We start from the raw sequence: 26124 nt of genomic DNA, 5'->3' as shown, positions 1-26124 counted from the left end.
ACCTGCCACCTAAACTATTGGGGATTATGTTCGTTCCGTGTCTCCAACCAATTATTCTTGATGACGTTCTGATACCAGTAATAACTCTCCTTCGGTGTTCTCACGAGTGAACGATAGTCCACATGAACAAGACCAAAACGCATACGGTAGCCTTCTGCCCACTCGAAATTATCCATCAGTGACCATGCCATGTACCCTTTCAGGTTAATGCCGTCATTAATGATGCGGTGAATTTGAGCCAAATGCTGCTCATAATATGAAATCCTGCGATCATCGTTAATTTTTCCGTTCTCCAGGTCATCGTTGATGCAAGCACCATTCTCTGTGATATATACATCCACATTGCCGTATTTTTGCAAGTAATGCATAAATTCATACAAACCACGTGATTCCACGGGCCAGCCAATATCGGTTTTGGTGAGGCCCATATCAACTTCTTCCGATTGCAGAGCACCTGCCTCCGGATTGAAGCGATTAATCCCCATCGTGTAATAGTTAATGCCGAGCAGATCGATTGGTTGCGAGATAATCTCCATATCGCCTTCCTGAATGGGTACGGTAGCCCCCGCTTCTGCAAACCAATCCACCATAAACTGCGGATATGAACCTTTGTAGATTGGATCAAGGAACCAATCGGTATTAAGCGCAATCGATCGGTCACACGCAGCTTGGTCCTCAGGAGATTTGCTGTACGGCTCAGCCCAGCATACGTTTGGAGCAATACCGATCTGTCCGGTTGTACCCAAACGACGGAAGGATTGAACGGCTTTACCGTGAGCGACCAGCAATCCATGAGCAACATTGATTGACGTCTGCAGGTCTTTGTTTCCTGGCGCATGAATCCCGAGAAGGTTTGACAGGAACGCGATGCACCATGGTTCGTTGAATGTCAGCCAGAAGTTGATTTTGCCAGAGAATTCTTTGAAAATCACTTCGGCATATTTCACAAAAGCATCCACAGTTCTGCGGTTGCCCCAGCCTCCGTCATCCTCCAGCGTTTGCGGAAGATCCCAGTGATACAGTGTGAGGAACGGTTCAATTCCAGCCTCGATCAATGCATCCACGAAGCGGTGGTAAAAGTCCAGACCTTCCCGATTGATCTCCCCATCTCCGTCAGGAATAATACGCGGCCAGGCAATGGAGAACCGGTATGTATTAATCCCGAGTTTCTTCATCAGTTCGATGTCTTCCTCATACCGATGGTAACTATCACACGCGACATCTCCATTATCTCCGTTATATACTTTGCCAGGTGTGCGCGCAAACGTATCCCAGATGGATACCCCGCGTCCACCTTCCTGTGCCGCTCCTTCTATTTGATAGGAAGCTGTTGCTGTACCCCAGCGAAAATCTTGCGGAAATTTAAAAATGGTCATGGTTGGCTCCTCCGTCTCATGATGACACGCGGATCGTCTTTCCTGCGGTCATGGTTAAAATAATTACATAATCGCCCTGAGGCGTAAGCTCTGCCTTGGCTTGTTCGTTTCCTTCCAAATGCAGCGGATAAGCACTGCGAAGGGTCAGCGACTCATTTCGATCTGCCTTAATAACCGCTGACACAAGCTTGTTGTCCGTCCACGTTATTGCTACCGTGTAACCACCTCTTGCACGAAGCCCTTCAATACGACCTTGAGTCCAGAGTTCAGGCAGTGCAGGCAGTAAATGTAACTCGTTCAAGTGGCTCTGCAATAACATCTCCGCGATTCCAGCCGTGCCTCCAAAATTACCATCGATCTGGAAAGGTGGATGGTCATCAAACAGATTCGGATGTGTGGACCGGGCCAGCAACGTGCGCACAAACTGATGTGCCTGGCTGCTATCCAGCAGTCGTGCATACAGATTGATCAACCATGCACAGCTCCATCCTGTATGCCCGCCACCTTGTGAGATTCGACGTTCAAGCGATACCCGTGCTGCTTCTACCAATTCCGGTGTGTGCACTCGATTGATCTGCTCCCCTGGATACAGCCCATACAGATGGGAGACGTGACGATGCCCTGGTTCAGATTCAGCAAAATCTTTAAACCACTCCAGCAATTGTCCTTCGCTTCCAATTCGGAATGGATAGAGTTTCTCCAGAGCCTCACCCCACTCGCTCGCCAATGACTCATCTAGATTCAATTGCTTCGCGGCCTCAATACAGCGGCTGAACAGTTCACGAATTAACGTCATATCCATCGTTGAAGCCATGGATATACTGCGTGCCTCCCCAGCATCTGTGAGAAACTTGTTCTCTGGTGAAGTGGATGGAATCGTAACCAGATAACCATCGGGCCCTTCCACCAGCCAATCGAGACAGAACAAGGCAGCCTCTTTCATGATGGGATACGCACGTTCCTCAAGAAAACGCTGATCACTGGTAAATTGGTAATGCTCCCATAGATGCGAGGTCAACCAGATGCCGCCCATCGGCCAGAAAGCCCAGCTTGCATCTCCACCTGTCGGTGTAGAGGTTCTCCAGATATCCACGTTATGATGGGCAGTCCATCCACGGGCTCCATACAGAATCCGCGCCGTTCTGCGTCCTGTATCACTGAGATCGGTCAGCATATCAAACAGCGGCTCATGACATTCACTGAGATTGCAGACTTCTGCTGGCCAGTAATTCATTTCCGTGTTGATATTGATTGTGTAATCACTATGCCATGGCGGCTCTACCTGATGGTTCCATATTCCCTGCAGATTGGCAGGCTGGCTGCCCGGACGTGAACTACCCATTAACAGATATCTTCCATATTGAAAATACAGTGCCTCCAGTCCAGGGTCTTGTTGCCCTGCCTGATAAGCCTGCAACCGCTCATCTGTAGGTAATTCGGCGTTAGCCGATACCCCTAGATCAATAGAGACTCTGTTAAACAACGCGCTATGATCCTGAATATGTCGTTTACGAAGCGCTTCTGCGCCATGTGTGGTCGCTTTGGAGATCATCTCCTTGCATTCCTCTTCCAATACAAGATGATCCTTCACAGGCAAAACATCATAACTTTCAAAGGCCGTAGCTGCTGCCAGATAAAACACAACCTGATCAGCACCCTGAATATGTAACTTGCCTTCCAGATTGGAGACCTTCACCTGATCGCCAGATGCCGTAAACGCTACACGGACAGCATATGCCGTCCCCCGATCCTCTTCATAGAGGACGGATTCCGGGTGATCCCTGAAGTAATTGGACTCCACATGACTTGGGCACCGACTGAACATGGTTAGAGCATCTCCCGAAGTCTCAACGCGATAAGGATGGGGACTGTCTAGCGTAACACTTACACTCACAGCGCCCTTCTGATCAGCAGTCAATGTGCAGACCATTAGATCATCCGAAGCACTGGAATACACTTCACGTACGTATTGAGTTCCTTCCAATGAGTAGGTTGTGGTTGCAATACCCGATTCCAGATCAAGCTCCCGTTCAAATGCATCATATGAAAGATCATCCAAACCCTCATGTTGCAATAGAAAATGACCCATCGGCTGGTAGGCCTCTACATCACGACCAAGCATTTCACGGTTCAACAAATCCTCAGCTTCACCATACTGCCCAGACATGATCAACTCTCGCGTTTGTTTCAAATACCGCTGACTGCTGTATTGAATCGTATCCCGTGGAAACCCTGACCATAATGTATCTTCATTGAGCTGAATTCGTTCATCTGCTGCGCCACCGTACACCATGCCTCCAAGACGGCCGTTTCCGATGGGCAATGCTTCTTCCCAGCGTTTTGCCGGTTGTCGATACCATAGACGATTGATTTTAGTTTGGTTATTGTGTTGAGACATGATTAGCTCCTGTTCCTAAATCAGCTGTATATTTCTTATGACATAAAACGTTTTCGGTAAGTGCTTACAATAATAAAATTATATGTGATTTCAAAATTTGCGTCAATGCAAATCATCACATCATTCCACAAAAAAAGGCCCCATATAGGGCCCTTTCCTTGAGTAACCATGGATCACAGACAATCCATATTATTTTACATCTTTTCCTGTCCACAGAGAGACACGTTCTTTAACCCAAACCGTAAATTGTTTCTCCATTTCAACTGCACCCGCTTTGTCCAAATCAGCCAGTAAAGCATCATAGGTTGCATCAAAGTTTGCTGGTGTAGTCAGAACAGCTTCCGGAATCCGTTTACGGATGATATCCTGCGTTTTCTGGAAAGTTACTTCATAATCTGTACCGGAAGGTACGGACATGTTATACGCTGCGCCCCAATCCTTAACTGGCAGATCTTCTTCAGCCGGATAGAACTCTTTCCAAGTCGTGATACCGTAAGCTTTCAGCGTTTCTTTCTCTGCAGCCGTGTAACCAGCTACAATCTGTTCAGGGAAGTTGGTTGTGTAGTAGTTATCCGTTGAATCTTTTACACCATCACCGTATCTTGCACTAAATACGTTGTACATCCCAATTCCTGTTTCCTTACTGAAATTAGAGTTGTCATTCGTTTTGCGGTCCTGAACGTCATCTGGAATCACGCGTTTACCATCTTCTACGTTGTAATGTTCACCTTCGATACCCCAGTTTCTCAGAACTTGTCCTTCATCGGAAGCAAGCCAATCCATGAATTTGATGATACGTACTGGATCTTTGGCCGAAGTTGTAATCCCGATGCCATAACCGTCAAATCCGGCTGGTTGGAACGTGTGATCCACAATCTCATCGTTAAGTGATACAGAGAAGTGAGCGTATGTGGCATCATCCTTACCCGATGATTTTAGCGCGTTCTCCGCTTCTTGATAGTTCCACTCTTGGTCAATCAGACCGAGGACACGGCCACTGGCAATTTTGGACTTGTATTGGTCATCCTTTTGAACAAATGCATCTTTGTCCAGTAGGCCTTCATTGTACATTTTATTCAACCAGCGGAAATATTCTCTTTCCTCTGGACGTTTGTAGTGCAGTTTTGCTTCATACGTTTCAGGGTCAATGTAATATTCACCATCATCCGGTGCACCTGTTGCCTGGAAAGCTGGATTCGTTACCGTGATCATGATCTTCCAATCATCTGCATTTAATGTCAATGGAATAGTTGGTTGACCATCAATGGTTGGATGTTTTTCATAATAGGCTCTGAGTACATTCTCGTAATCCTCAAGTGTCTTCACTTCAGGGTATCCGAGCTCTTTCAATACTCTTTGCTGAATTTCAAATCCACCTGTAGCGTCAAACGTAACATTATCGACACCCATATTGGTAGGAATCGTATATATCGCCTGATCTTCCAAACTGTATTTCAAACGGTTCATCTGTTCTCCATAGATTTTTTTCAGATTGGGAGCATGCTCCTCAATCAGATCCGTGAGATCCAGCATCGCGCCTGCATCCACAAGCTTAGATAAGTTACCTTTAGGGTAGATCATATCAGGAAAGTCACCACTGGCAGCCATTAGCGCAATCTTCTGGTTACCACCATCGTTTACATCATACTCTGCTTCAATTGTAACGCCTGTTTGCTCCGTGATCTTTTTACCAACAGCATCTTGCATCTTATTCCAGGTTGGACTAGCATCCGCCCCGAAGAATGTGACTGTGATCGGTTCGGTTCCGCTGGACTCCGAAGTCTCTTTGGTTCCCGAATTTCCGCAGCCAGCTGTAACCAACATTGCACTTGCGAGCATCAACATTGCAAACGTCTTGGGTGTATTGCCTTTCATTTTGCCTCTCATTGTCTGGTTCCCCCTATTATTTATGAAGGTTTTATCTGTATAACAGGCTTTATGCCTGAGGATACCACTTTTTTTGAATGCGCTTTCGGTACCGTTCATTCCGATGTGTTTACTAAAGCTGACGTTTCGATTCTGCAAAAAGAAAGATTCTTCTTCTAACAGACGTAAAACGTTTTCGGAAATGGAATAAACCGCTTACTGAAAGTGCTTACATGATAGATTATAGGCTATCCAACACCTTACGTCAACAATAAAAAAAGCCCTTTCTCAAGGGCTTTTTTCTCTATGAAAATCAATAGCTTTCTTGCTTGGTTTTCAAGCTTATTTCACATCTTTTCCAGTCCAGAGAGCTACACGTTCCTTGATCCAAACCGTGTATTGTTTCTCCATCTCTACTGCACCCGCTTTATCAAGTTCAGCCAAGAGACCATCGTATACGCTGTCGAAGTTTTCTGGTTTGGCAAGGATAGCCTCTGGAATACGTTTACGTACGATATCCTGTGTTTTTTGGAACGTTACGTTGTAATCCGTGTCAGAAGGTACAGGCATGTTATATGCTGCGCCCCAATCTTTCAATTTCAGATCATCTTCGGAAGGGTAGAAATCTTTCCAAGTTGTAATTCCATAAGCTTTCAATGTCTCTTTCTCTGCTGCAGTGTATCCAGCCTGAATCTGCTCAGGGAAGTTTGTTGTGTAATAGTTATCCGTAGCATCTTTCACTCCATCACCGTATCTTGCACTGAAGATATTGTACATACCCACGCCAGATTCTTTCGTGAAGGCAGAGTTATCATTGGTTTTGCGATCTTGTACATCTGCTGGAATAGTGCGTTTGCCATTCTCGACTTGGTAGTGTTGGCCTTCAACACCCCAGTTTCTCAGAACCTGACCTTCATCAGATGCAAGCCAATCCATGAATTTGATGATACGTACCGGATCTTTGGCCGAAGTCGTGATTCCGATACCATAACCGTCAAATCCGGTTGGTTGGAACGTATGATCCACAATATCCTTATTCAGGGACACGGAGAAGTGGGCATATGTTTTATCGCCACCGTTAGACGATTTCAAAGCATTCTCGGCCTCACCGTAGTTCCACTCCTGGTCGATTAGACCAAGTACACGGCCACTGGCGATTTTGGACTTGTATTGGTCATCCTTTTGAACAAATGTATCTTTGTCCAGCAGTCCTTCATTGTACATTTTGTTCAACCAACGGAAATATTCTTTTTCTTCAGGACGTTTGTAGTGGAGAACCGCTTCATAGGTCTCAGGATTGATATAATACTCACCATCATCCGGTCCACCCGTAGCTTGGAACGCCGGGTTCGTTACCGTGATCATGATTTTCCAGTCATCTGCATTCAATGTTAACGGGATAGTCGGTTGACCATCAATCGTTGGATGTTTTTCATAATACGTTCTCAGTACGTTCTCATAGTCCTCAAGCGTTTTTACTTCAGGGTAGCCGAGTTCTTTCAATACTCTTTGTTGAATTTCGAATCCGCCCCTAGCGTCAAACTCAACGTGATCTACACCCATATTCGTCGGGATCGTGTAAATGGCTTGATCTTCCAAACTGTATTTCAGACGGTTCATCTGATCACCATAGATTTTTTTCAAGTTGGGAGCATGCTCCTCAATCAGATCGGTCAGGTCCAGCATCGCGCCTGCATCCACAAGCTTCGACAAGTTGCCTTTAGGATAGATAATATCAGGGTAATCACCACTGGCAGCCATCAAAGGAATCTTTTGGTCGCCACCATTATTCACATCATACTCAGCTTCAATTGTAACTCCCGTTGCCTTGGTAATCTCTTGACCGACAGCATCCTTCATGTTATTCCAGTTTGGACTCGCGTCTGCACCAAAGAATGTAAAGGTTACTGGACTGGTTGTGTCTCCGGAATCAACCGGCTTTTCTGAAGCGTTACTTCCTCCTCCATTGCTGCTGCATCCTGCTGTAATTGCAAGAGCACTGGCTAACAGAAGCATTGCGAATGTTTTTGGTGTTTTGCCCTTCATGTGTAATCCCCCTTATGGATATAATGAAGCTGTATATTTGTATAACAGGCTGACCTGCACATACCGTGACCAGATGAAACAAATGTAATTTTCTTGTTTTTATAACATTAGAAGCGTTTTCTTAAAATAAAAAATGTTCTTCTCTTACCTTTTTCCTCTTCATTCCCGCAAGTATTTACTTTGAGAATCAGGTATCTGTCACGTGATGCACAAGAAAATGTAAGTGCTTTCATACTTGAATAATAATCGCTCCTATATCCCTTGTCAATAGTGAATTTATAAAATTGAAAACGTTTTTTAGAAAACGTTTTAGATAAAAAAAGAACCCAGATATTCTGGGTTCTTTTTCGTTTTAGATTTGAATTGCTAATCATTTATTTAGCCTCTTCACCGCTCCACAATTGAACACGGTTTTGAACGAGTTCTGTATATTGTTTCTCCATATCCTCTGCTCCTGCTTGGTTCACTTCTGCAATCATGCCGTCATAGATCGCATCAAACTGTTCAGGAGTACTCAGAATGGCTTCCGGGATACGTTTCCGGATGATATCCTGTGTTTTCTTGAAGATAACGTTGTAGTTGGAGTCACCTGGTGTTGGCAGATTGTATGCTGCTCCCCATGGTTTGATTGGGAACTCGTCTTCACTCGGGAACAGATCTTTCCACGTCGTAGCACCGTAAGCTTTGAGTGTTTCTTTCTCTGCATCGGAATATGCTGCCACGATCTGTTCAGGGAAATTCGTAGTGTAGTAGTTATCCGTTGAATCCTTCACACCGTCTCCATAGTGACCAGACATATTGGTGTACAGTCCAATACCCGTTTCTTTCTGGAATACGGCTGCATTATTGGTTTTCTGATCCAGAATGTCGGCAGGAATGACACGTTTGCCGTCCTTCACTTCGTACTGTTTGCCCTCAATTCCCCAGTTCATCAGCACTTGCCCTTCTTCAGAAGCCAGATAATCGAAGAATTTGATCGTACGAACCGGGTCAGGATTCGATGTTGTAATCCCTACACCCCAACCGGATACAAAACCAGGGTCTTGGTAGGCATGATCCTTGATATCCTCGGACAGGGTTACCGGGAAGTGTGAATACGTTGCTTCATCCTTGCCCGCAGATTTCAGTGCATTTTCTGCATCGGAATAACCCCAATCCTGGTCAATGACACCCAGAACACGTCCACTTGCAATTTTGGATTTGTATTGGTCTGTTTTCTGGATGAAGCTGTCCTGATCAAGCAGTCCCTCATTGTACATATGGTTCAACCAGCGGAAGTACTCTTTTTCCTCTGGACGTTTGTAATGCAGACTTGCTTCATATGTCTCTGGATCGATGTAGTATTCACCGTCATCCGGAGCTCCTGTTGCCTGGAAGGCAGGGTTCGTTACGGTAATCATGATTCTCCAATCATCCGCGTCCAGTGTTAACGGGATCGTTGGCTGACCATCAATTGTTGGGTGTTTCTCTTTGTACGCCTTCAATACATTCTCGTAATCCTCAAGTGTACGCACTTCCGGGTATCCGAGTTCTTTCAGTACACGGTGCTGAATGCCAAATCCACCACCTGCATCAAAGTATTTTTGGTCTACCGCATAATACGTTGGCAGCACATAAATAGCCTGATCCTCATTACTGTATTTCAACCGGTCCATGTAATTACCATACAGCTTCTTCAGATTGGGAGCATATTGGTCGATCAGATCTGTCAGATCGAGCATTGCTCCGGCATCCACCAGTTTGCTGAGTTCTCCTTTGGGGGAGACGATATCCGGATAGTCTCCACTCGCCGCCATTAAGGATATTTTATCCTGACCACCACTAACGGCAAATTCACCGTTAAGGGTTATCCCTGTTTTTTCCGTAAGGACTTTACCTACTTCATCCTTCATGCCATTCCAGTTCGGACTGGGGTCAACGCTGAAGAATTCAAAAGTAAGTGGAGTTGTCTCTGCGCTTGTATCCTTGAACGACGTATCACTGCCGCTTCCTCCACCGCAACCTGCGAGTAAAGACATTGCAAGCACTGGTGCCAGTGCAATCTTCATTTTGGAACTTGCCATAATGGTAATCCTCCCTGTTTCATATGTCTGTTTGTCCGGGACTTTTTTGTCCCTGTCTATAGCTTCATGAATACCACACCGCAGCCCTATACGGTGAAGCGCAGACCAAATGGCTGCGCTTCGGGTATCCTGATGCTTCATTTGTAGATGTACGGCCGCTCTATTTGGCAGCCTGTACCCAATTGTTTAACCTTTTACTGCGCCCAGTGTCATACCACCAACAAAGTACTTCTGAAGGAATGGATATACAATGAGGATTGGAACCGTTACAACGATTGTAATCGCCATTTTGATCGATTCCGGTGAAATCTGTGTCATTTGCTGCGCCATATCATTGGCATTTCGTCCAGCACCTGAGCCCTGCTGTGTACTTTGCAATACTTTCATCAGCTCATATTGGAGCGTGGTCAAATGTGCCTTTGAACCATTATACAGGTACGTATCGAACCACGCATTCCATTGACCTACAGCCAGGAACAATGCGATGGTAGCAAGCACTGGTTTACACAGTGGCAAGATGATTCTGTAATAGATTGTAAAGTCATTCGCTCCGTCCAGCTTCGCGGATTCCTGCAATGAGTATGGCAGGCCATCAATGAATGAACGGATGATGAACACGTTAAATGCACTGATCATGCCAGGCAATACATATACCCAGAATGTACCGATCAGGTTCAAGTCACGCATCAGAATGTACACCGGAATCAGACCACCGGAGAAATACATCGTGAGCGCGAGCGTTGTGGAAACAAATTTTCTAAGTCCAAAATCAGGTCTGCTCAGTGTAAAGGCGATCATGGATGAACTGATCAATCCGAGCACGGTACCTACAAGTGTACGCAGAATGGAGATCTGCAAACCTTGTAACAATCCATCATATTGGAAAATCGTTTTGTAGTTCTGTAAAGTGAATTCGCGAGGCCACAAGTAAATTCCGCCACGTACTGTATCTGTCGAGTTATTGAGTGAGATGGCTAGTACGTTAAGGAATGGATAAAGTGTTACAACCAGCACCATGGTCATCGCGAGGATGTTGAATATATCGAACAGTTTATCGCCCCGAGTAGCATTGAATGCTTTGTTCGCCATAATGTCGTCCCCTCCCTACATGATGCTTTCTTTAGTGAATTTTTTGAACAAGCCGTTCGCAGTAAACAGAAGGATGATACTGACAACGGAGTTGAATATACCTATGGCTGTACCATACGAGAATCGTCCCATATTCAAACCATAATTGAGCGCGTATAGATCAAGTACTTCCGAGTAGTCTGTGACCAGACTGTTGCCAAGCAAGAACTGCTTCTCGAAACCGATACTGATAAGATGTCCAATTGACATGATGAAAAGTACGGAAATCGTGGTCCGTATGCCAGGCAGCGTAATATGCCACATCTGTCTCCAGCGGTTGGCTCCATCTACACGGGAAGCTTCATACAGCTCATTGTCGATACCTGTAATCGCCGCCAGATAGATGATGGCATTCCAACCGGTTTCCTTCCACATATCTGAAGCGGTTACAATGTACCAGAACAAGTTCCCCTTCGCCATGAATTGGATCGGCTGGTCGATAATGTTCAGCCCTACCAATAGATCATTGATAATCCCTCCATCGGTGGAGAGCATCTTCGTAATGATCCCGGCTACAACAACCCAGGATACAAAGTGAGGCAGATATGATACCGTTTGCACGGCACGTTTGAAGAACATGCCTCTCATTTCATTCAGGAGAATAGCGAAGAATATCGGTACGATAAAACCGACAACCAGTCCCATCAAGCTCATTGCAAGCGTATTACGAAGTACCAGATAGAAACGATCATCACTGAACAGCTCTACAAAGTGTTTAAAACCAACCCACTCTTGATCACCAAACGATCTGGCAGGTTTATAATTTTGGAAAGCCATCGTCCATCCCCATAGTGGCAGATAGTTAAATACGAAAACCCAAGCTACGAATGGCAATGACATGAGATAGAGATATTTCTGCTGTTTCATTCTGTCCCAAATTCCGTTCCGCCGATTCTTTAAAGGCGGTTTGGGGTCACTGCTTCTGTTCGCGGAAGCGGATTTTTTTGTTAGCGTTTCCATCTCCGTTCCCCCTCCTCTGTTTTATAAAATAATCATACTCGATAGAGCGTTTTCAAAATACCATCTGGATTTTAGAGAAAATCATATAAAAATTAGATATAGGCATATATAATCAGACATTAATTCGTTAAAATCAGTGATAAATTCAACCTTTAGATGCATTAAAAGCAATATAAAGGTAAATAATATCTAAAGTGGTAAATATCGAAAACGTTTTATGGTAATCGTTTACTTCAATTACATGGCATACAAAAAGGACCCTTTCGGGTCCCTCTGATTACAATGTAAACTGAATGGTTTGCAGTTTAACGATCCTGAGTAATTGCGCTACTGATATGGAGGTTGCTGGACGGAATTGATCTCCATTCAGATACGCAAGTATCTCCTGAAATAAGTAGGCGGCTTCCGGACGCTTCATTAAAGCCAGATTGGCAAACGGAAGTGAGGATATCAAAATCTTGCCCTTCCCTACTTTTGCCTCAAAGGCATACGCGAGTCGTTTGGCCCGATGGAAATGGTCCACCACTTCGATCAGCGGCTCCACCCCGGGCAACGTATCCAAACATATCGCTGGTGTTCCGTTCACCAAGTGATACCAATGCCAGTCCGAAGCCCCATCATGCGGGAAGGAGCCTAGTAGTGCTAGCCGATCTCTCAGATACATGCCCATCGTTGCACCAGGCTGCGTAGCAAACATCAGGTAATTCCAGAATACAGGCAGATACTTGGTCTCCACTGAATCATATAACCCTTCTGCGGTTGGCTGTAGCCAAACACTCCCCCCGTTGACCACATAATCAACGACATTGGGTGTTAACGACTGAACGATAACCAAGTCAATCTCCCGATTTTTCAACAACTGAAATCCATCGATTCGATCTACGCAATCATCATGCGCTTCACCCAGGAATGGCTTCATCTCTGCCACGGTATTCCAGAACCGATTCGAACCCGGATGAGACTGATAAAAAGGAAACGACCAGCCATGCCATACATTCGCTACAGTTCTGTCCAAATCGCCTGATATCAGCTCCGCTTCGATCCGAAAAGCTGCTGCCCCTTCATGAGGAGCGGTAGCGACGATGCTTCCCAGTGACATGACAGACCCACATTGGATATCTCCGGTCTTCCACGCCCCTTCAGTAAGTATCACATCATCGCTTATTAACCTCCACTGAATGACCGCGTCCTCAAGCGGCTCCTTACCGTAGTGAGAGATGCGTACATCGACATGAATGGGTTCTCCGGCGTAAAATGTACGCTCCTTGCAGCTTAACAACAGCACCACATCTGCGTTGAAACGCATGAATTCTTCTGGTGTTGTAATGCCTTTGTCATCCCAAAATATATCCAGAATGCCCGTCGTAGCATGTCCCTGCCCTGGAAAATCGCGAATGTCCAGAAGCTGTACGCCCGCAGCGTCCGGTGTTCGCCGAATCCGCTCCATGGCTTCTTTTAAGGAACGTACCAGATGGGTACCACTGACCTGTTGAAAATGCTCCAGGTCCTCCATCATGCCTTTGTTTGTTAACGATTCTTCGATCGGTTGTAACCAGCTAGGACGCAATACGCCAGTATACTTGGCTCGCTCTTGGGGACGCACATACATCGTGTATTGTGCATGTTCGTGCCCAATGACGGGATGCTCCGCAAGCCGGGTGACTGCATGATAATCCAGCGTGGTATCCGGTACAGCAGAATATGCGGATTCCAACGGGGGATGCCAGTTCAAAGACTGAATATAATAATCACCTTCCCGCCCTAGCGCCGGAAGCTGTCCAAAACCTGTATTGTCCGTATATAACCGGGTAGGGTCCATATCCCTTGCCCTCGATACCCATGCATTAAGTTCAGGATGGCCATTCGGACCAATAAGCTCATTCCCCATGGAGAACATGACGAATGAAGGATGTCTATGCAGCGACTGAAGCAACCCATCCAGTTCTTGTGTCAGATAGGACAATACTTCAGCTGGCGCAGACTGATCCGATTGCTCAAAGAAACGAGACCAATGGGGAAGTTCTGCCTGTACCAGCATGCCCGCTTCATCAGCAGCATCCCAGAAAGGCTCCGGCGCGCTCCACCCATGCAGTCGGACATGATTGAAGCCATACGATCTGGCGACTCGAAACTGCTGAAGATAGTGCTCCTTGTCCCATACGGGATAACCCGTCAGTGGAAAAATACAGCAATCGACGTACCCGCGCAGATACACCGGTGTTCCATTCAACTCAAGCTGCTTCCCGTTTGCTGCAAAGGAGCGTACACCAAATGATTGCTCCAGCCGATCCAGTTCCTGTTCACCGTCATGCAGACGGATCACAGCCTTGTATAATTCAGGGGATTCATCCGACCATCTTGCAATAGACTTCTCTGTTCCAAGTTCCAATCGCCACTGTTCTATTAAAGCGTTGCTTTCAGTTAAACCTGCTGAGCTTATATCCACATGTGCTAGAACACTCAGATTTACATTACAACTATATCGATCAAGCCATGTGCCGTCCGGATGCTGGATATCCACATGTAATTGCATCGATCTAACTGATTCATTTGCGGGAGCGCTTACAGTACAATCAACCAGAATGGTTCCGTTTTCAGCATCTGGTTGAATACGTAACGTCTGTAATCGGCATGGGGGCAGACAGTCCAGATAAACACCACCCGTGATTCCACCCCAGGCTGTGGCCGTATGCAATGAATGAATATGGCTACCCGCCAGCGGAAGTTTCATCGTATTATCCACGCGGATCTCCACACGATTCACTTCTCCCTGCTTCACCAGAGAGGTAACATCCCACTTCTGTTGATTCACCAGACTATCCTGCTGCCCGGCATACTGTCCATTGATCCAGAGATTCGTTGTCCATCGGACACCTTCCAATCTGAATACATAGTGGCATCCGGGATCGTCTGATGGAACATGAACATCCTGAGCATACCAGGCTGAGCCTTCATATTCGCGTACCTTGGTCCAGGTATCGAGCCTTTCGTATTCAGGCTCATCTCCGTATCCTTGCTCTTCCCATGAACCGGGAATCTGAATGGTCTCCCATGATGTATTTTCACACTGTGAAGGCGGTGATATCTCTTGTTCAACGAGTTTATCGGACTCCAGATCCAAACAAAACTGCCATGTTCCATTTAAGTTCAATGTATGACGTACAGCGCCTATATCAGACAATTTCATATCGTATAGCCATCCCTTCATCTGGATTCTTGTAAATCCAGTCTAAAATGTAAAGCATTCCGTGACCATTGCTTATCATGGGAAGTGCATGGACAATATGATGAATCTGGAAATTTCTCAGGAATACCGAAAACGTTTTACACAATAGGCAAGGGCAAGGCCCAGCACTCCAACTTATTCCTCGTTTATATCCGTAGCCGTTCCTTTAATTGATGATTGGGTTCTAGCCTGTTTGTAAGCGGAAGGGGATTCCCCTACATATTTCTTGAACTTACCGTGGAAATAGTCCACATTTGCATACCCCACTCTCGCCGCAACCTGATGGACCTTTAGTCCTTCGTCCAGCAATTCCTTGGCCTTTTCCATACGAACCTTGTCCAGAAATGCATTGAAATATTCTCCAGTATGATTCTTGAACAACTTACCCAAGTAACTGCTGTTATAGTTAAATACCTCAGCAAGTACCTCCAGCTTGAGATTTTCGCCAGGGTTACGTTGGATAAATTCAATCATCTGTTTCAATACAGTATCCTTGCTCCCCCCACCCATACGTTGAATAAGCCTATTAAAATGTTCTGCTGCTATGACTTTGAGATCAGACATCGTAAATTGATGATAGACTTCATTAATCAAAACCGAATGTTCCTGCATAATGGAGTGCATATGTTGATTCGTGGCTGCAAGCTTGTTGAACGCTAGGGAGAACACCTGTGAGAAGGCAGTTTTGATCGCTTGCTCTGTTCGGTGATATGGAACCAATCGCTCTTCCATCTCACCCAGTACTCGCATAACTGACTCACTGCTACGGATGTCTAACGCATAATACAGCTTGTCCGCGAGTTCGTCCTCAACTGGTTCATGTGTTCCGTCCACAGCTTCAGCTCCCGGCTTAACAACGCCTTTGCCTTCGCTATCTTCAGTCCAAAGAATGATGCGTTTCTCCGTGAACAAGAAGCGTTCACCGAGTGTACGATTCGCCTGCGTGTATGACCGCGCAATTTCAGAAGTGGAATGTACGGGTTCACCTGCAGCACCATACATGTGGACCTCCCATTCTCCCAGAAGTCCTTCCAGCTCATCATAAAGAATGCGTGCAGATGACTCGGATGTGATTGTTTCCTTGCTTAACAACCCCAGACCGGAATGGAACGAGAATACGATGCCTCGGTCTTTCTGGTCAAATGCTTCAATCAGTTTGCGTTTCATAACACTTCCCCGTTGCAGATCGGGGGCCGCATGCATCTCAAGCAGCACGATCTGATAGTGAGGCCAGTGCAGACCCAGGCTGTCTTCTTCCATACTGCCTGCACCCTCCAGACTGTCAAAGAGTAAAGCCTCGATCTGGTGCTCCAGATAGACAGTATCTTCACCAGCTTGACGTGCCATTGTCTCCCGTTCACGGGTCAGGATCGTAGCAATCCGCTCCAGTTCACTAATAATCTCATCTTCATCCACCGGTTTGAGCAGATAACCATCTACACCAAAACTGATGGCTTTCTTGGCATAATCAAAATCTGCATAACCGCTCAATATCAAAAAGTGCGAATCCGGATGATTCCGGCGCACTTCTTCAATCACATCCAGCCCGGTCATACCGGGCATGCGAATATCAATAATCGTCAGGTCAGGCTCCAAATCCTCAAACCGGGAGATGGCCTCACGCCCGCTGGCAGCTGTAGCGATGACCTGGAATCCGTATTTTTCCCAATCAATAATGGTTGTCAGTCCCTCACGTATGCTCGGTTCGTCATCCACCAAAAACACTTTATACATGTTGGTCCCCTCCTGCTGGCAAAGTGAAAGAAACCTCTGTTCCTTCCCCATATACACTCTTAATCTGTAATCCATATGGCTCCCCGTACGTCAATGTTAAGCGTTGATGTACATTACGCATGCCGATCCGGCTCTTCTCCTGTTCCTCGGGTCCACAGATAAACTGCATCACCTCAGCCAGTCGTTCTGGCGTTATGCCTGCACCATTGTCATCCACACGAATCCGCACAATGTTCTCTACTAAACGAATACTTATATGAACACGGACTGTACCCTCTTTGTTCTCCAGACCATGGACAATCGCATTCTCAACCAAGGGTTGAATAATGAGAGGCGGAATGTACATCTTCTCCACCTCGGGATCGATATGAATCTGGAATGCAAGGCGGTCGCCGTAACGGAATTTTTGAATTTCCAAATAGGAACGTACCATTTCAAGTTCAGCCCGGAAGGTTGTTTTTCCACTGCCAATCTCCAGACTCTTGCGCATCAGCTTGCCCAGTAGTCTGACGATGTTGGCAATCTCTGCTTCTCCCTTAATATGCGCTTTCATCCGAATGGACTCCAGTGCATTAAACAAGAAATGTGGATTGATCTGGCTCGCCATCATTTTCAGTTTAATCTCTTTTTGGGCGATTTCCAATTGATTGTTCTGTTCTGTCGCTTCTACCACCTGCGTCATGAGTTCATTGATACTTTTCACCATATAGTTGAACTGTCGTGATAGTTGTCCAATCTCATCGTTTCCATCAATCCGCGAAGTCACGTTCAGGTCACCTAATGCCAGCTTGTTGAGATGTTTACTCAGCCGGAGCAATCGGTTCGAAGTGAGGAACGAGATGATATATACAAATAATAGGGCAATGACCAGCACCAGTATAATAAAAATCATGCCGATCAAGCTGACAGTGTTGGCGTCCTTGACTATATTTTTGGTGGCAAAAACCGAAATCACCTTCAGGCTGTTCATACTCGATCCAGGGCCCAACTCATCAATAACAATATTAGATGGTTCCCCCCGGAAATCACCCTCTATGGTGCCTTTTGCCTGATTCTGCAGATCGACACCAAAATCAAGCTCATCCAGCGTTTTACCTACGAGCTCGGTATTCTTGGCTGCAACCACATAACCCTGCTCGTCCGTAATCATCGTCTCAAACTGTTCCTGACGCAACAATCCATTCAGCTCATCCTGATTGATCACAATCATCAACACGCCCTCTGTCCGATACTCGGCAAAAGGTACTTTGCGCACCAGGCTGAGCTTGTGTACAGGATTATCTTCCTTGTCCGGAATGTAGAACCACCCGATGCTGGTTGTTTTCAGTGCCTGTTGGTACCAATAACTCTCTTCAGTCTGCTTGTCTACCGGGATGAATTCGAGGTTGTTTATCAATGTTGGGTTAGTTGAGTAAAAACGAATGCCTGCTATCTCACGGTACAAACGCCTGTACTCCTGAAAGTCTTTGTATGCAAGATACGCTGAGGTTAACTCCACAACGCTCTTGTACCGCTTATTCACGATCTCCTTGAGATCCGCATTAAACATTAAAAGATTGGATATATCGGTTGGTACACGTAACATGGTTGCCGTCTGGCTCTTGATCTTGTCCACATTGATGATCGTCTGTCCTATTGCATTGTCCAGGGCTTGCTGGCGAAAATAACTGGTCACAGCAAGACCAACAATCAGGACCGGAATCATGACAACCAGTACATAGGAAATGAGCAATTTATGCTTTAATTTGAGATTATTGGTGGTTCGTATCAGCCTTTTAAACATGTCTGCACCTTCCGTCATCTGTATAAGCGCTTACATATAAACAGCAGGATCAGGATGTACTGTCCTCAGAATTAATCATACCACATAACCGCCAGAATTCGGATTGTCATTGCAATGGGTACTATATTGCCAGGCAACAAGCCAGCCTAACCTCTAACAAAAGAGGCCGCCACTAACATGGCGACCGGGCTTACGGAATTATTTTCTACTGACAGAAGTTTAGTGACTCCTAGATGGGCGAAATCCCTGTTGATGGGTTAGAAAAGCCAAAAAAGGCACTCCCACGATTGGAAGTGCCTCTCAGTATAGAATCTGCTCGTGTGTTATTAAGGACGAGGTGTACTTACCCCATTGAGGATCAGTTTAGGATGAATATCGGCGTTCAGCGAAGCGGAAACTGCACAATATTTTTCCTCAGCCATCTGGATGGCTTTCCAGATGCGATAATCCGGGATATCCCCATCGACTTTGAAGATCAGATCAATGGATGTGAACCCTTTAGGCATCTCTTCACTGCGTGTGCCTTGCGCTTCAATCTCAATCGACTCAATTTTGTCCAGGAAAGCATCCAGAATCATTGTAATATCGATTCCCATACAGCCCCCGAGACCAGCCAGTAACAATTCCATCGGGGTTGCACCCTTGCTGTCACCTCCATAAGCAGCAGTGGCATCCATGCCAACAGCGTAGCCAGAGGGTCCTTCGGAAGTAAACGCGCGTTTGCCTTTCCATACGGTTGTTACATTCATGATGTTATCCTTCTTTCTCACAATAGTTTAAGTTCAAGCGAAAAAGGTTTGCACTTGCCACTCCGATGACAGAATAACCTTCCGATCGCTGTTATCCCCAGATTTTTTTGATTCCCTTCTTCAAGGGAAAAATCAGGGGATAAAGGCGCACGCTCCGCTTCTTCAGGTTTCTTCTGTCCTCTCCGTTCTTGTGCAAAAAATTTAGTTGAACTGATATCGTTAACGACCTTAAATACCCGCTCAGGGTACGTTCGTTCTTCCGATCGCTGTTATCTTCATCAAAATTCAGTTATCTGCTGCAAGAAACGACGTGTCCGTTCCTGGGTCGGATGTTCAAAAAAAGCTTGTGGACTTGCCTCTTCCACAATTGATCCATCCGCCATAAAGACGATTTTGTTCGCCACATTACGGGCAAACTTCAATTCATGTGTCACGACCAGCATCGTCATGCCTTCCTCTGCCAGCTCCTTCATGACGGAAAGCACCTCTCCGACCAGCTCAGGATCAAGGGCAGAAGTGGGTTCATCAAACAGCATCACTTCCGGCTCCATTGCAAGTGCACGTGCAATGGCTACCCGCTGCTGTTGTCCACCAGACAATCGGGATGGATACGCATCCTGCTTATCCGACAAGCCGACCCGATCCAGAAGAATCCGGCCGCGTTCAGCCGCTTCGTCACGCTTGATTTTTTTTACCGTAACGAGACCTTCCATCACATTACCCAGCACTGTCTTGTGCGGATACAGATTGAATTGCTGGAATACCATGCCGGTCTGGCGACGAATCTCCAGTACCCGGGCACGCTGGACTCGCAGCGGATCTGCACTGTTAACCACAATGCCGTTCACTTCAATCTGTCCTCCAGACAACTCTTCCAGCCCATTCAGACAGCGCAGCAAGGTACTTTTGCCTGAACCACTTGGGCCGAGCAATACAACAATATCTTTGGCATCGACATGAAGATCGATGTTCGTAAGTACTTCATTTTTCTGAAAACGTTTGGTAAGTCCGGTTGTTGTAATCATCGGTTCTCTCCTCCCATCAGTAAGCCCGAGCCAGCCGGCGCTCCACTTGTTCCAGAATGGCCGAGAAGCCGATACTCATAATCCAGTAGATCACACCGATGGCCAGATAAAAAGGCATATTCAATGCATATTGTGATACCAGTAGCTGTGCTGAACGCAACAACTCGGTAACACCGATGGCCGCCACAAGTGATGTTTCCTTCAGCATGCCAATGAAGGTGTTCCCCATCGGCGGAATCGCAATGCGCACAGCCTGCGGGAAGATAATCCGTCTCATCGCTTGAGCCGGAGTCATTCCCGTTGCGTATGCAGCTTCTGTCTGTCCTTTTGGTACAGCCTGAATGGCTCCACGGAAGGTCTCTGAGAGAAACGCACCTGCATTCAGACTCAGTCCCAGACAGGCAGCCGTGAGTGATCCCAAGGTCACTCCATAATCGACCAATCCGTAATAAATAACGAATAATTGCACCAGCAGCGGGGTTCCCCGCATGATGGATACATAAAACCTTGCGATCAACCTAAGCCACATCGGTCCCTTCAGACGAGCAATCGCAACAAGCACCCCGATGATGAACGCAAAAAACATGGAGATCACAGTTACATACAGCGTATAGTAAGCCCCCTTCAGAAAGAAGGGGATATTCTCAAATACCAGTTCCATGGGTCAAATCTTCCCTTCGCCTTGCAGGTTCATTATTGCGCAGGCTCTTCACCAAACCATTTTTTGAAAATGGTATTGTACGTGCCATCATCTTTCATGCCTTTGAGAGCATCATTCAGTGCTGCTACGAGTTCCGGATTGTCTTTGCGAACAGCAATACCTGCCTGGTCACTCTTAATAGCTTCACCTACAGCTTTGATATTAAAGCCATTGGCATCCACAATCGGTTTCAGAGCATACATATTGTTAATTGTTGCGTCAATCCGCCCAGCATTCAGATCTTTGAGTGAAGAGATGACATCGTCATAGGTTTTAATCGTGAAGTCTCCCACTTTTGGCAACACTTCATTACGCAGATATGATTCATCATTTGTACCCAGACCTACGCCAATCGTCTTCCCTTTGAAGTCTTCCAGCTTGGTAATATCGTTATTGTCTTCTTTTACAATAATTTTAACTTGGTTCGTAATATACGGTTCACTGAAATCCAGTACTTTCTTACGATCATCGGTAATCGTCATTTGGCTGATAATGGCATCAAGCTTCTTCGCTTGCAGACTTGGTGTCAGACCGGAGAACTCTTGGGATACAAATTCAACCTCTACACCCAGACGCTTCGCAACTTCACGTGCGATATCGGCATCGTAGCCGTCCATTTCTTTCTTATCGTTCAGGAAGTTGTACGGTGCGTATGTGCCCATCATGCCCACTTTGATAACGCCAGCAGACTTGATCTGCTCCAATTCATTGCTTGCCTGTGCACCATTTGTGCTTCCACCATCTGTTGCTTTACTTCCACAAGCACTAAGTACCAGCACGGTCATCAGCAGAATTGCTGTCAAAGACCAGCCTTTACGAGTTTTCGATCCATATGTTTTGTTCATTACGTTAACTTCCTCTCAGTCGTGTATTAATCTGGGTGTACATTTGGTTACTTTATTGTGACTAAACCGCAGTTGTACCCATTATTCCCTGCTATTTGTTTAATCATGTGAATCTTATGTGCCTAACAGTCCGTAAAACTCAAAGCTTGCTGCCTCAGCTGCCAGCGATGAAGCTGTCATGGCTGAGAATTTGCTGTGCAACTCATCGGAACCGAACAACCAGCGTGATATCATGCCTTCAATCATGCTTACCAATAACGCTGCTCGAAGAGGTACATCCATGCCCTTAGGCAACATGCCGAGTTCAATGGCTCGTTCCATATTGTGACGAAACGCAGTTTCGACAGCATTACGTGTCTCCTCAACCAGGCGTTGTACGGATTCTTCTGTCACGATGCCTTTGAGCAACAGTTCCATAAAATAGCGATTCTGCGCGGCAAACAAGAACAAGTCAGTGAACAGCCTTTCCGATGCTTTCACCATATCTTCTACCGATCCTGCATCCTTGCGGTACCCTTGTCCGATCGCCTCAAGCAACTCCTCCTTGCCCGTTAAGACAATCTCCGAAGCAATGGCTTCTTTACTCTTGAAGTGCCAGTAGAACGTCCCTTGCGCCACACCAGCCTCGCGGACGATATCGGAAATTTTCGTCTGATGGTAACCTTGGGTTGCAAAACGCTCCATCGCTATGCGTATTATTTGGTCCCGGCGTTCTTCACCGGGTTCCAAACCGTTAATTTTGGTCATTCATGTAACCCTCCCGATTGATCAGTCAGTCAGTTAAGTTATATCCTATGGGATAACTAGGTTTTTGTCAATATAGTTTTAAACAAATGGTTACAAGCATAAGTTGAAGTTGAGTGCATTTGTGATCATAATAGGTGATAGCCTTGTTCAAATGAACAGGCATGGTCAAGCAGGACAGCCTGTGCTGTCACCTGCATTTCAAGGAGGAAGAGAATTGGACATTATATCATCCATTATTATGGGCATCATCGAAGGTTTGACTGAGTTTTTGCCCGTGTCCTCTACTGGACACATGATTCTGACTGCCCACTTGCTGGGTTTATCGGAGGACAACGAGTCAGTCAAAACGTTTGAGGTGGTTGTTCAACTCGGGGCTGTACTTGCTGTTGTTGTACTGTATTGGAACAAATTCATTGATATGTTCCGCTTCACCGGAGGGAGCAGACCTTACTCCCGTCGCCTCAATCTGGGACATATCTTCCTGGCGATGGTTCCTGCCGTAGTCATCGGACTTGTATTCCGCGACTGGATCAAAGCACATTTGTTTGGTCCGGAAACAGTGCTGTACAGTCTCGTTATAGGTGGTATATTGATGATCGTGGCCGAACGCTGGAGCCGGAAGAGTGGACGGATTACTACCCATGATGTCGATGATATTTCCTACAAACAGGCATTCGCGGTGGGTATATTTCAGATCTTGGCATTGTGGCCAGGCTTCTCCCGTTCCGGGTCAACGATCTCAGGCGGTCTCTTTGCAGGGGTAAGCCGTGTAGCCGCTGCGGAGTTCACATTCCTCGTGTCTGTGCCAATTATGATTGGTGCTACGGGATATGACCTGTACAAAAGTATCGATCACCTGAACGGCAGTGATTTCCCAATCTTTGCGATTGGATTCATCGCTGCTTTCATCGTCGCCATGCTTGCGATCAAGACGTTCCTGTCCATTTTGAAAAAATTGAGCCTGACCGTCTTTGCTGTGTATCGCTTTGTCTTGGCAGCCGTGTTCTTTATTATTTTGATGTAAGCATTACAATTCAAGTAATTAGACAGGCAAAATCAATGGCGGCCTCACGTTCCCTTGGGAAGCGAGGCCGCCATATTTTATATTCTGAACTATGTTTCTGTTGCTTCACGATTCTGTTGCTGCTCCAAAGACAGGAATATCCGTAATTAGAAGAAGCCTGATTCTTCATTACTTCCTTCTTTAGTGGGTTGGATCATTGGTGATGCCGACTAGGTTTATTATGTATCATGGACAACCATATTTATGTTCACTTCTGAAAGGCAGCCTGTCTAATACCACTCTTTTACTTGAAAGTTCCGGTGTTTCTTTCGATTCTTTAATCTCTCACGCAGATTATATCTATTCTCCTTTTGTTCCTGCAGCAATTGCTTCACCCCGATCATCAACAATCGGTACCTTCGGTCATCATTGTGACTTAATTGGTGCATTTCTTCAAAAATTTCATTCTTCATACGGATCTTGTTCACTCCAAATATTCAGTTTGTTCTCACAGTATACATGGGAGCACTGAACAAATTCTAAACAAGCGTTGTTTCTCAACTTCAGTTATTCAAATGCACATCATGCAGACTGGAATGAAACAGAAAAACCCCTTCCGTCGCAGGACAAGAAGAGGTCTCTTTAGCTAGGTTAATTAAATAAACTGCTGATGCCTTCGTACACTTAAACTTTGGATTCAAGCGTCTCCAGATACTCGGAGATCTGAGCAGGTGTTTTAGCCCATTTGCTATGCAGATGTGCGATTTTCTTGCCGTTCTGGAAGACGAGCAGGCTTGGAATACCGCGTACACCATTCTCTTCAGCAAATGGCTGGAACTTTTCTGCATCCAGGGCATAGAAGGTTTTGTCCGCATGTTGGTCGATAACATCCCCGATAAAACGATCCAGGTTTTTGCAATCCGGACACCAGGTTGTATCAAATTTAATGACGGTAAAACCATCAGAGTTGATTGTATCCAAATATTGCTGTTCACTTTGAATTCTTTCCATATGTCTTCTCTCCCTTATATGTTCCTTTTTTGGCTGATCTTCATTGTACCTCGTATGGTTACAATTGAAAATAGGCTTAATAGAGTTAACGATGCTGCTTGTACAGATTAGCGGGACTGAGTTCTCGTATTTCCTGAATTTCAGCAGCGGTGAGTTCAGGCGAATTCGAAGCAGCAATATTGTGCAGTAACTGTTCTTTTGAACTGGCACCAGGGACAACTGCTGCTACGGCAGGATGGGATAACGCGTAGCGAATAGCTGTCTGAGCCATACTGCGTTGGTCTGTAACAAGACGACTTAGCCCTTGCCGAATGGTATATAGTTGCTCTGGCGTATAGTCCAGATAACCTTTGTCTGCCTTGGCAGATCCGGAATCGGCAAGCACTCCGCTAGCTACGGGCCCACGGGCAATTACGCTGATCCCCTTTTGTTCCAATAAAGGCAGCACTTCTTCTTCCGCTCTGCGGTCAGCAATGCTGTACTGGTTCATCACACTGACGATGGATGCCCTCTTTACATACTCCCGAATGACATTGGGACGAATGGAGGAAATTCCGTAATATCGGATAAGTCCTTCCTTCTTTAGTTCCTCAAACGCTTCGATCGTCTCTTCGATGGGGTCGTCCAAGGTCCCGCCATGCAGTTGATACAGATCGATGTAATCGGTCTGCAACCGCTTCAGACTTTCATGTACAGCCTGCTTAATGTAGGCTTTGGACGGGTCCCATGACCAGCCCTCTTTACCCGGCATACGACGATTACCTACTTTGGTCGCCACAATGACTTGGTCCCGACGCCCCTTAATAGCTTGTCCTACAATCTCTTCATTACGCCCTGCGTCGTACAGATCGGCAGTATCCAGCAGATTGACACCGTGATCCAGAGCCTCATGAATCAGGCCCATAGCGTGCTCCGTTTCAGTTCCAAGTGACATACATCCCAGCCCAATCTCAGACACCATCAGTTCGGATGTACCCAGACGATTTTTCTTCATATGTGCATCTCCCTCCATACGTTCTGCAAGTATCCATTGTATCATTCTTGCTGGCAAAAATCGCATTACACACAAAAGCAAGGGATTGCTTTTGATTGCACAAAAAAACCTGGAACGATTCCATCTCCAGGTTTCTTATGATCGCATTTGAATTCAAGCGATAAACGAGCTATCGCAATCTATTTCACTTCCACGCGTGGTCTGGCTTTACTTGTTCCGTTGGACGAATTGGAGCTTTTCATCATACCCGAGACCGTGCTAAACAGCTTATCTCTTGCTTGTTTGTTCCTCATCAGATAAGTCACACCTGCGCCGATAGCCGTCATGAGTATTCCTCTTCTTTTAGACATGTGCTTCTCCTCCTTCAGGATAAATGTACATCGTGTCTTGTTTGACAATTACCCTGTGGGAGCAAAACGAAACGAAGTGCAGGCTTGATCGCAGAAAAAAAGATGACCTCCGAATTAAAA

20 protein-coding genes are annotated in these 26124 nt (G+C 45.9%); 1 reads left to right on the top strand and 19 read right to left on the bottom strand.

The window, feature by feature from the left end:
- Positions 1–14: 14 nt before the first annotated feature.
- The 15 genes from QF049_RS27735 to QF049_RS27665 all read right to left on the bottom strand — a co-directional run bounded on the left by QF049_RS27735 (position 15) and on the right by QF049_RS27665 (position 22646).
- On the bottom strand, positions 15–1376 hold the full coding sequence (locus QF049_RS27735) for a GH1 family beta-glucosidase (RefSeq protein WP_091019252.1): 1362 nt from the start codon (positions 1374–1376) through the stop codon (positions 15–17).
- Between the two features lie 16 nt (positions 1377–1392).
- Positions 1393–3774 carry a glycoside hydrolase family 95 protein gene (locus tag QF049_RS27730; protein WP_307542085.1) on the bottom strand — a complete coding sequence of 794 codons (2382 nt, stop codon included), beginning with the start codon at positions 3772–3774 and terminating at the stop codon, positions 1393–1395.
- 189 nt (positions 3775–3963) lie between these two features.
- On the bottom strand, positions 3964–5661 hold the full coding sequence (locus tag QF049_RS27725) for an ABC transporter substrate-binding protein (protein ID WP_017692217.1): 1698 nt from the start codon (positions 5659–5661) through the stop codon (positions 3964–3966).
- 321 nt (positions 5662–5982) lie between these two features.
- Positions 5983–7686 carry an ABC transporter substrate-binding protein gene (locus QF049_RS27720; RefSeq protein WP_307542083.1) on the bottom strand — a complete coding sequence of 568 codons (1704 nt, stop codon included), beginning with the start codon at positions 7684–7686 and terminating at the stop codon, positions 5983–5985.
- Between the two features lie 374 nt (positions 7687–8060).
- The gene (locus tag QF049_RS27715; protein ID WP_307542081.1) at positions 8061–9749 is read right to left on the bottom strand and encodes an ABC transporter substrate-binding protein; all 1689 of its coding nucleotides are present in this window, start codon (positions 9747–9749) and stop codon (positions 8061–8063) included.
- Between the two features lie 186 nt (positions 9750–9935).
- Positions 9936–10838, bottom strand: coding sequence for a carbohydrate ABC transporter permease (locus tag QF049_RS27710; protein WP_036606894.1), 903 nt, complete (start codon positions 10836–10838; stop codon positions 9936–9938).
- Between the two features lie 15 nt (positions 10839–10853).
- Positions 10854–11837, bottom strand: coding sequence for an ABC transporter permease (locus QF049_RS27705; protein WP_036606891.1), 984 nt, complete (start codon positions 11835–11837; stop codon positions 10854–10856).
- Positions 11838–12114: 277 nt separating this feature from the next.
- Positions 12115–15024 carry a glycoside hydrolase family 2 protein gene (locus tag QF049_RS27700; protein ID WP_307542079.1) on the bottom strand — a complete coding sequence of 970 codons (2910 nt, stop codon included), beginning with the start codon at positions 15022–15024 and terminating at the stop codon, positions 12115–12117.
- Between the two features lie 174 nt (positions 15025–15198).
- The gene (locus tag QF049_RS27695; protein WP_307542076.1) at positions 15199–16797 is read right to left on the bottom strand and encodes a response regulator transcription factor; all 1599 of its coding nucleotides are present in this window, start codon (positions 16795–16797) and stop codon (positions 15199–15201) included.
- Complete coding sequence (locus QF049_RS27690) at positions 16790–18580, bottom strand: sensor histidine kinase (RefSeq protein ID WP_307542074.1); 1791 nt, start codon at positions 18578–18580, stop codon at positions 16790–16792. The genes QF049_RS27695 and QF049_RS27690 overlap by 8 nt, the downstream gene beginning before the upstream one ends.
- A gap of 326 nt (positions 18581–18906) precedes the next feature.
- The gene (locus tag QF049_RS27685; RefSeq protein ID WP_017692209.1) at positions 18907–19329 is read right to left on the bottom strand and encodes an OsmC family protein; all 423 of its coding nucleotides are present in this window, start codon (positions 19327–19329) and stop codon (positions 18907–18909) included.
- 278 nt (positions 19330–19607) lie between these two features.
- Positions 19608–20354, bottom strand: coding sequence for an amino acid ABC transporter ATP-binding protein (locus QF049_RS27680; protein WP_100529852.1), 747 nt, complete (start codon positions 20352–20354; stop codon positions 19608–19610).
- 16 nt (positions 20355–20370) lie between these two features.
- The gene (locus tag QF049_RS27675; RefSeq protein WP_017692207.1) at positions 20371–21015 is read right to left on the bottom strand and encodes an amino acid ABC transporter permease; all 645 of its coding nucleotides are present in this window, start codon (positions 21013–21015) and stop codon (positions 20371–20373) included.
- A 32-nt stretch (positions 21016–21047) separates the two neighbouring features.
- Positions 21048–21899, bottom strand: coding sequence for a substrate-binding periplasmic protein (locus tag QF049_RS27670; protein ID WP_307542070.1), 852 nt, complete (start codon positions 21897–21899; stop codon positions 21048–21050).
- A 114-nt stretch (positions 21900–22013) separates the two neighbouring features.
- Positions 22014–22646, bottom strand: a complete 633-nt coding sequence (locus tag QF049_RS27665) for a TetR/AcrR family transcriptional regulator (RefSeq protein WP_124118149.1) — start codon at positions 22644–22646, stop codon at positions 22014–22016.
- Between the two features lie 214 nt (positions 22647–22860).
- Here QF049_RS27665 and bacA point away from each other — a divergent pair, with 214 nt between their 5' ends.
- Positions 22861–23670, top strand: a complete 810-nt coding sequence (gene bacA, locus QF049_RS27660; protein ID WP_017692204.1) for an undecaprenyl-diphosphate phosphatase — start codon at positions 22861–22863, stop codon at positions 23668–23670.
- Between the two features lie 269 nt (positions 23671–23939).
- On the opposite strand, the gene QF049_RS27655 is transcribed toward bacA, so the two are convergent.
- The 4 genes from QF049_RS27655 to QF049_RS27640 form a co-directional block, all read right to left on the bottom strand.
- Positions 23940–24122, bottom strand: a complete 183-nt coding sequence (locus QF049_RS27655) for a hypothetical protein (RefSeq protein ID WP_124118151.1) — start codon at positions 24120–24122, stop codon at positions 23940–23942.
- 211 nt (positions 24123–24333) lie between these two features.
- Positions 24334–24660 carry a thioredoxin family protein gene (locus tag QF049_RS27650; protein WP_091019235.1) on the bottom strand — a complete coding sequence of 109 codons (327 nt, stop codon included), beginning with the start codon at positions 24658–24660 and terminating at the stop codon, positions 24334–24336.
- Positions 24661–24745: 85 nt separating this feature from the next.
- Complete coding sequence (locus QF049_RS27645) at positions 24746–25654, bottom strand: aldo/keto reductase (protein WP_307542066.1); 909 nt, start codon at positions 25652–25654, stop codon at positions 24746–24748.
- Positions 25655–25833: 179 nt separating this feature from the next.
- Positions 25834–26004 (bottom strand): hypothetical protein, encoded by a 171-nt coding sequence (locus QF049_RS27640; RefSeq protein ID WP_190945097.1) that lies wholly within the window; start codon positions 26002–26004, stop codon positions 25834–25836.
- Between the last annotated feature and the right edge of the window lie 120 nt (positions 26005–26124).

The organism is Paenibacillus sp. W4I10, assembly GCF_030816325.1.
Taxonomy (GTDB): Bacteria; Bacillota; Bacilli; order Paenibacillales; family Paenibacillaceae; genus Paenibacillus; species Paenibacillus amylolyticus_B.
This window is presented reverse-complemented; position numbering and strand designations above follow the sequence as displayed.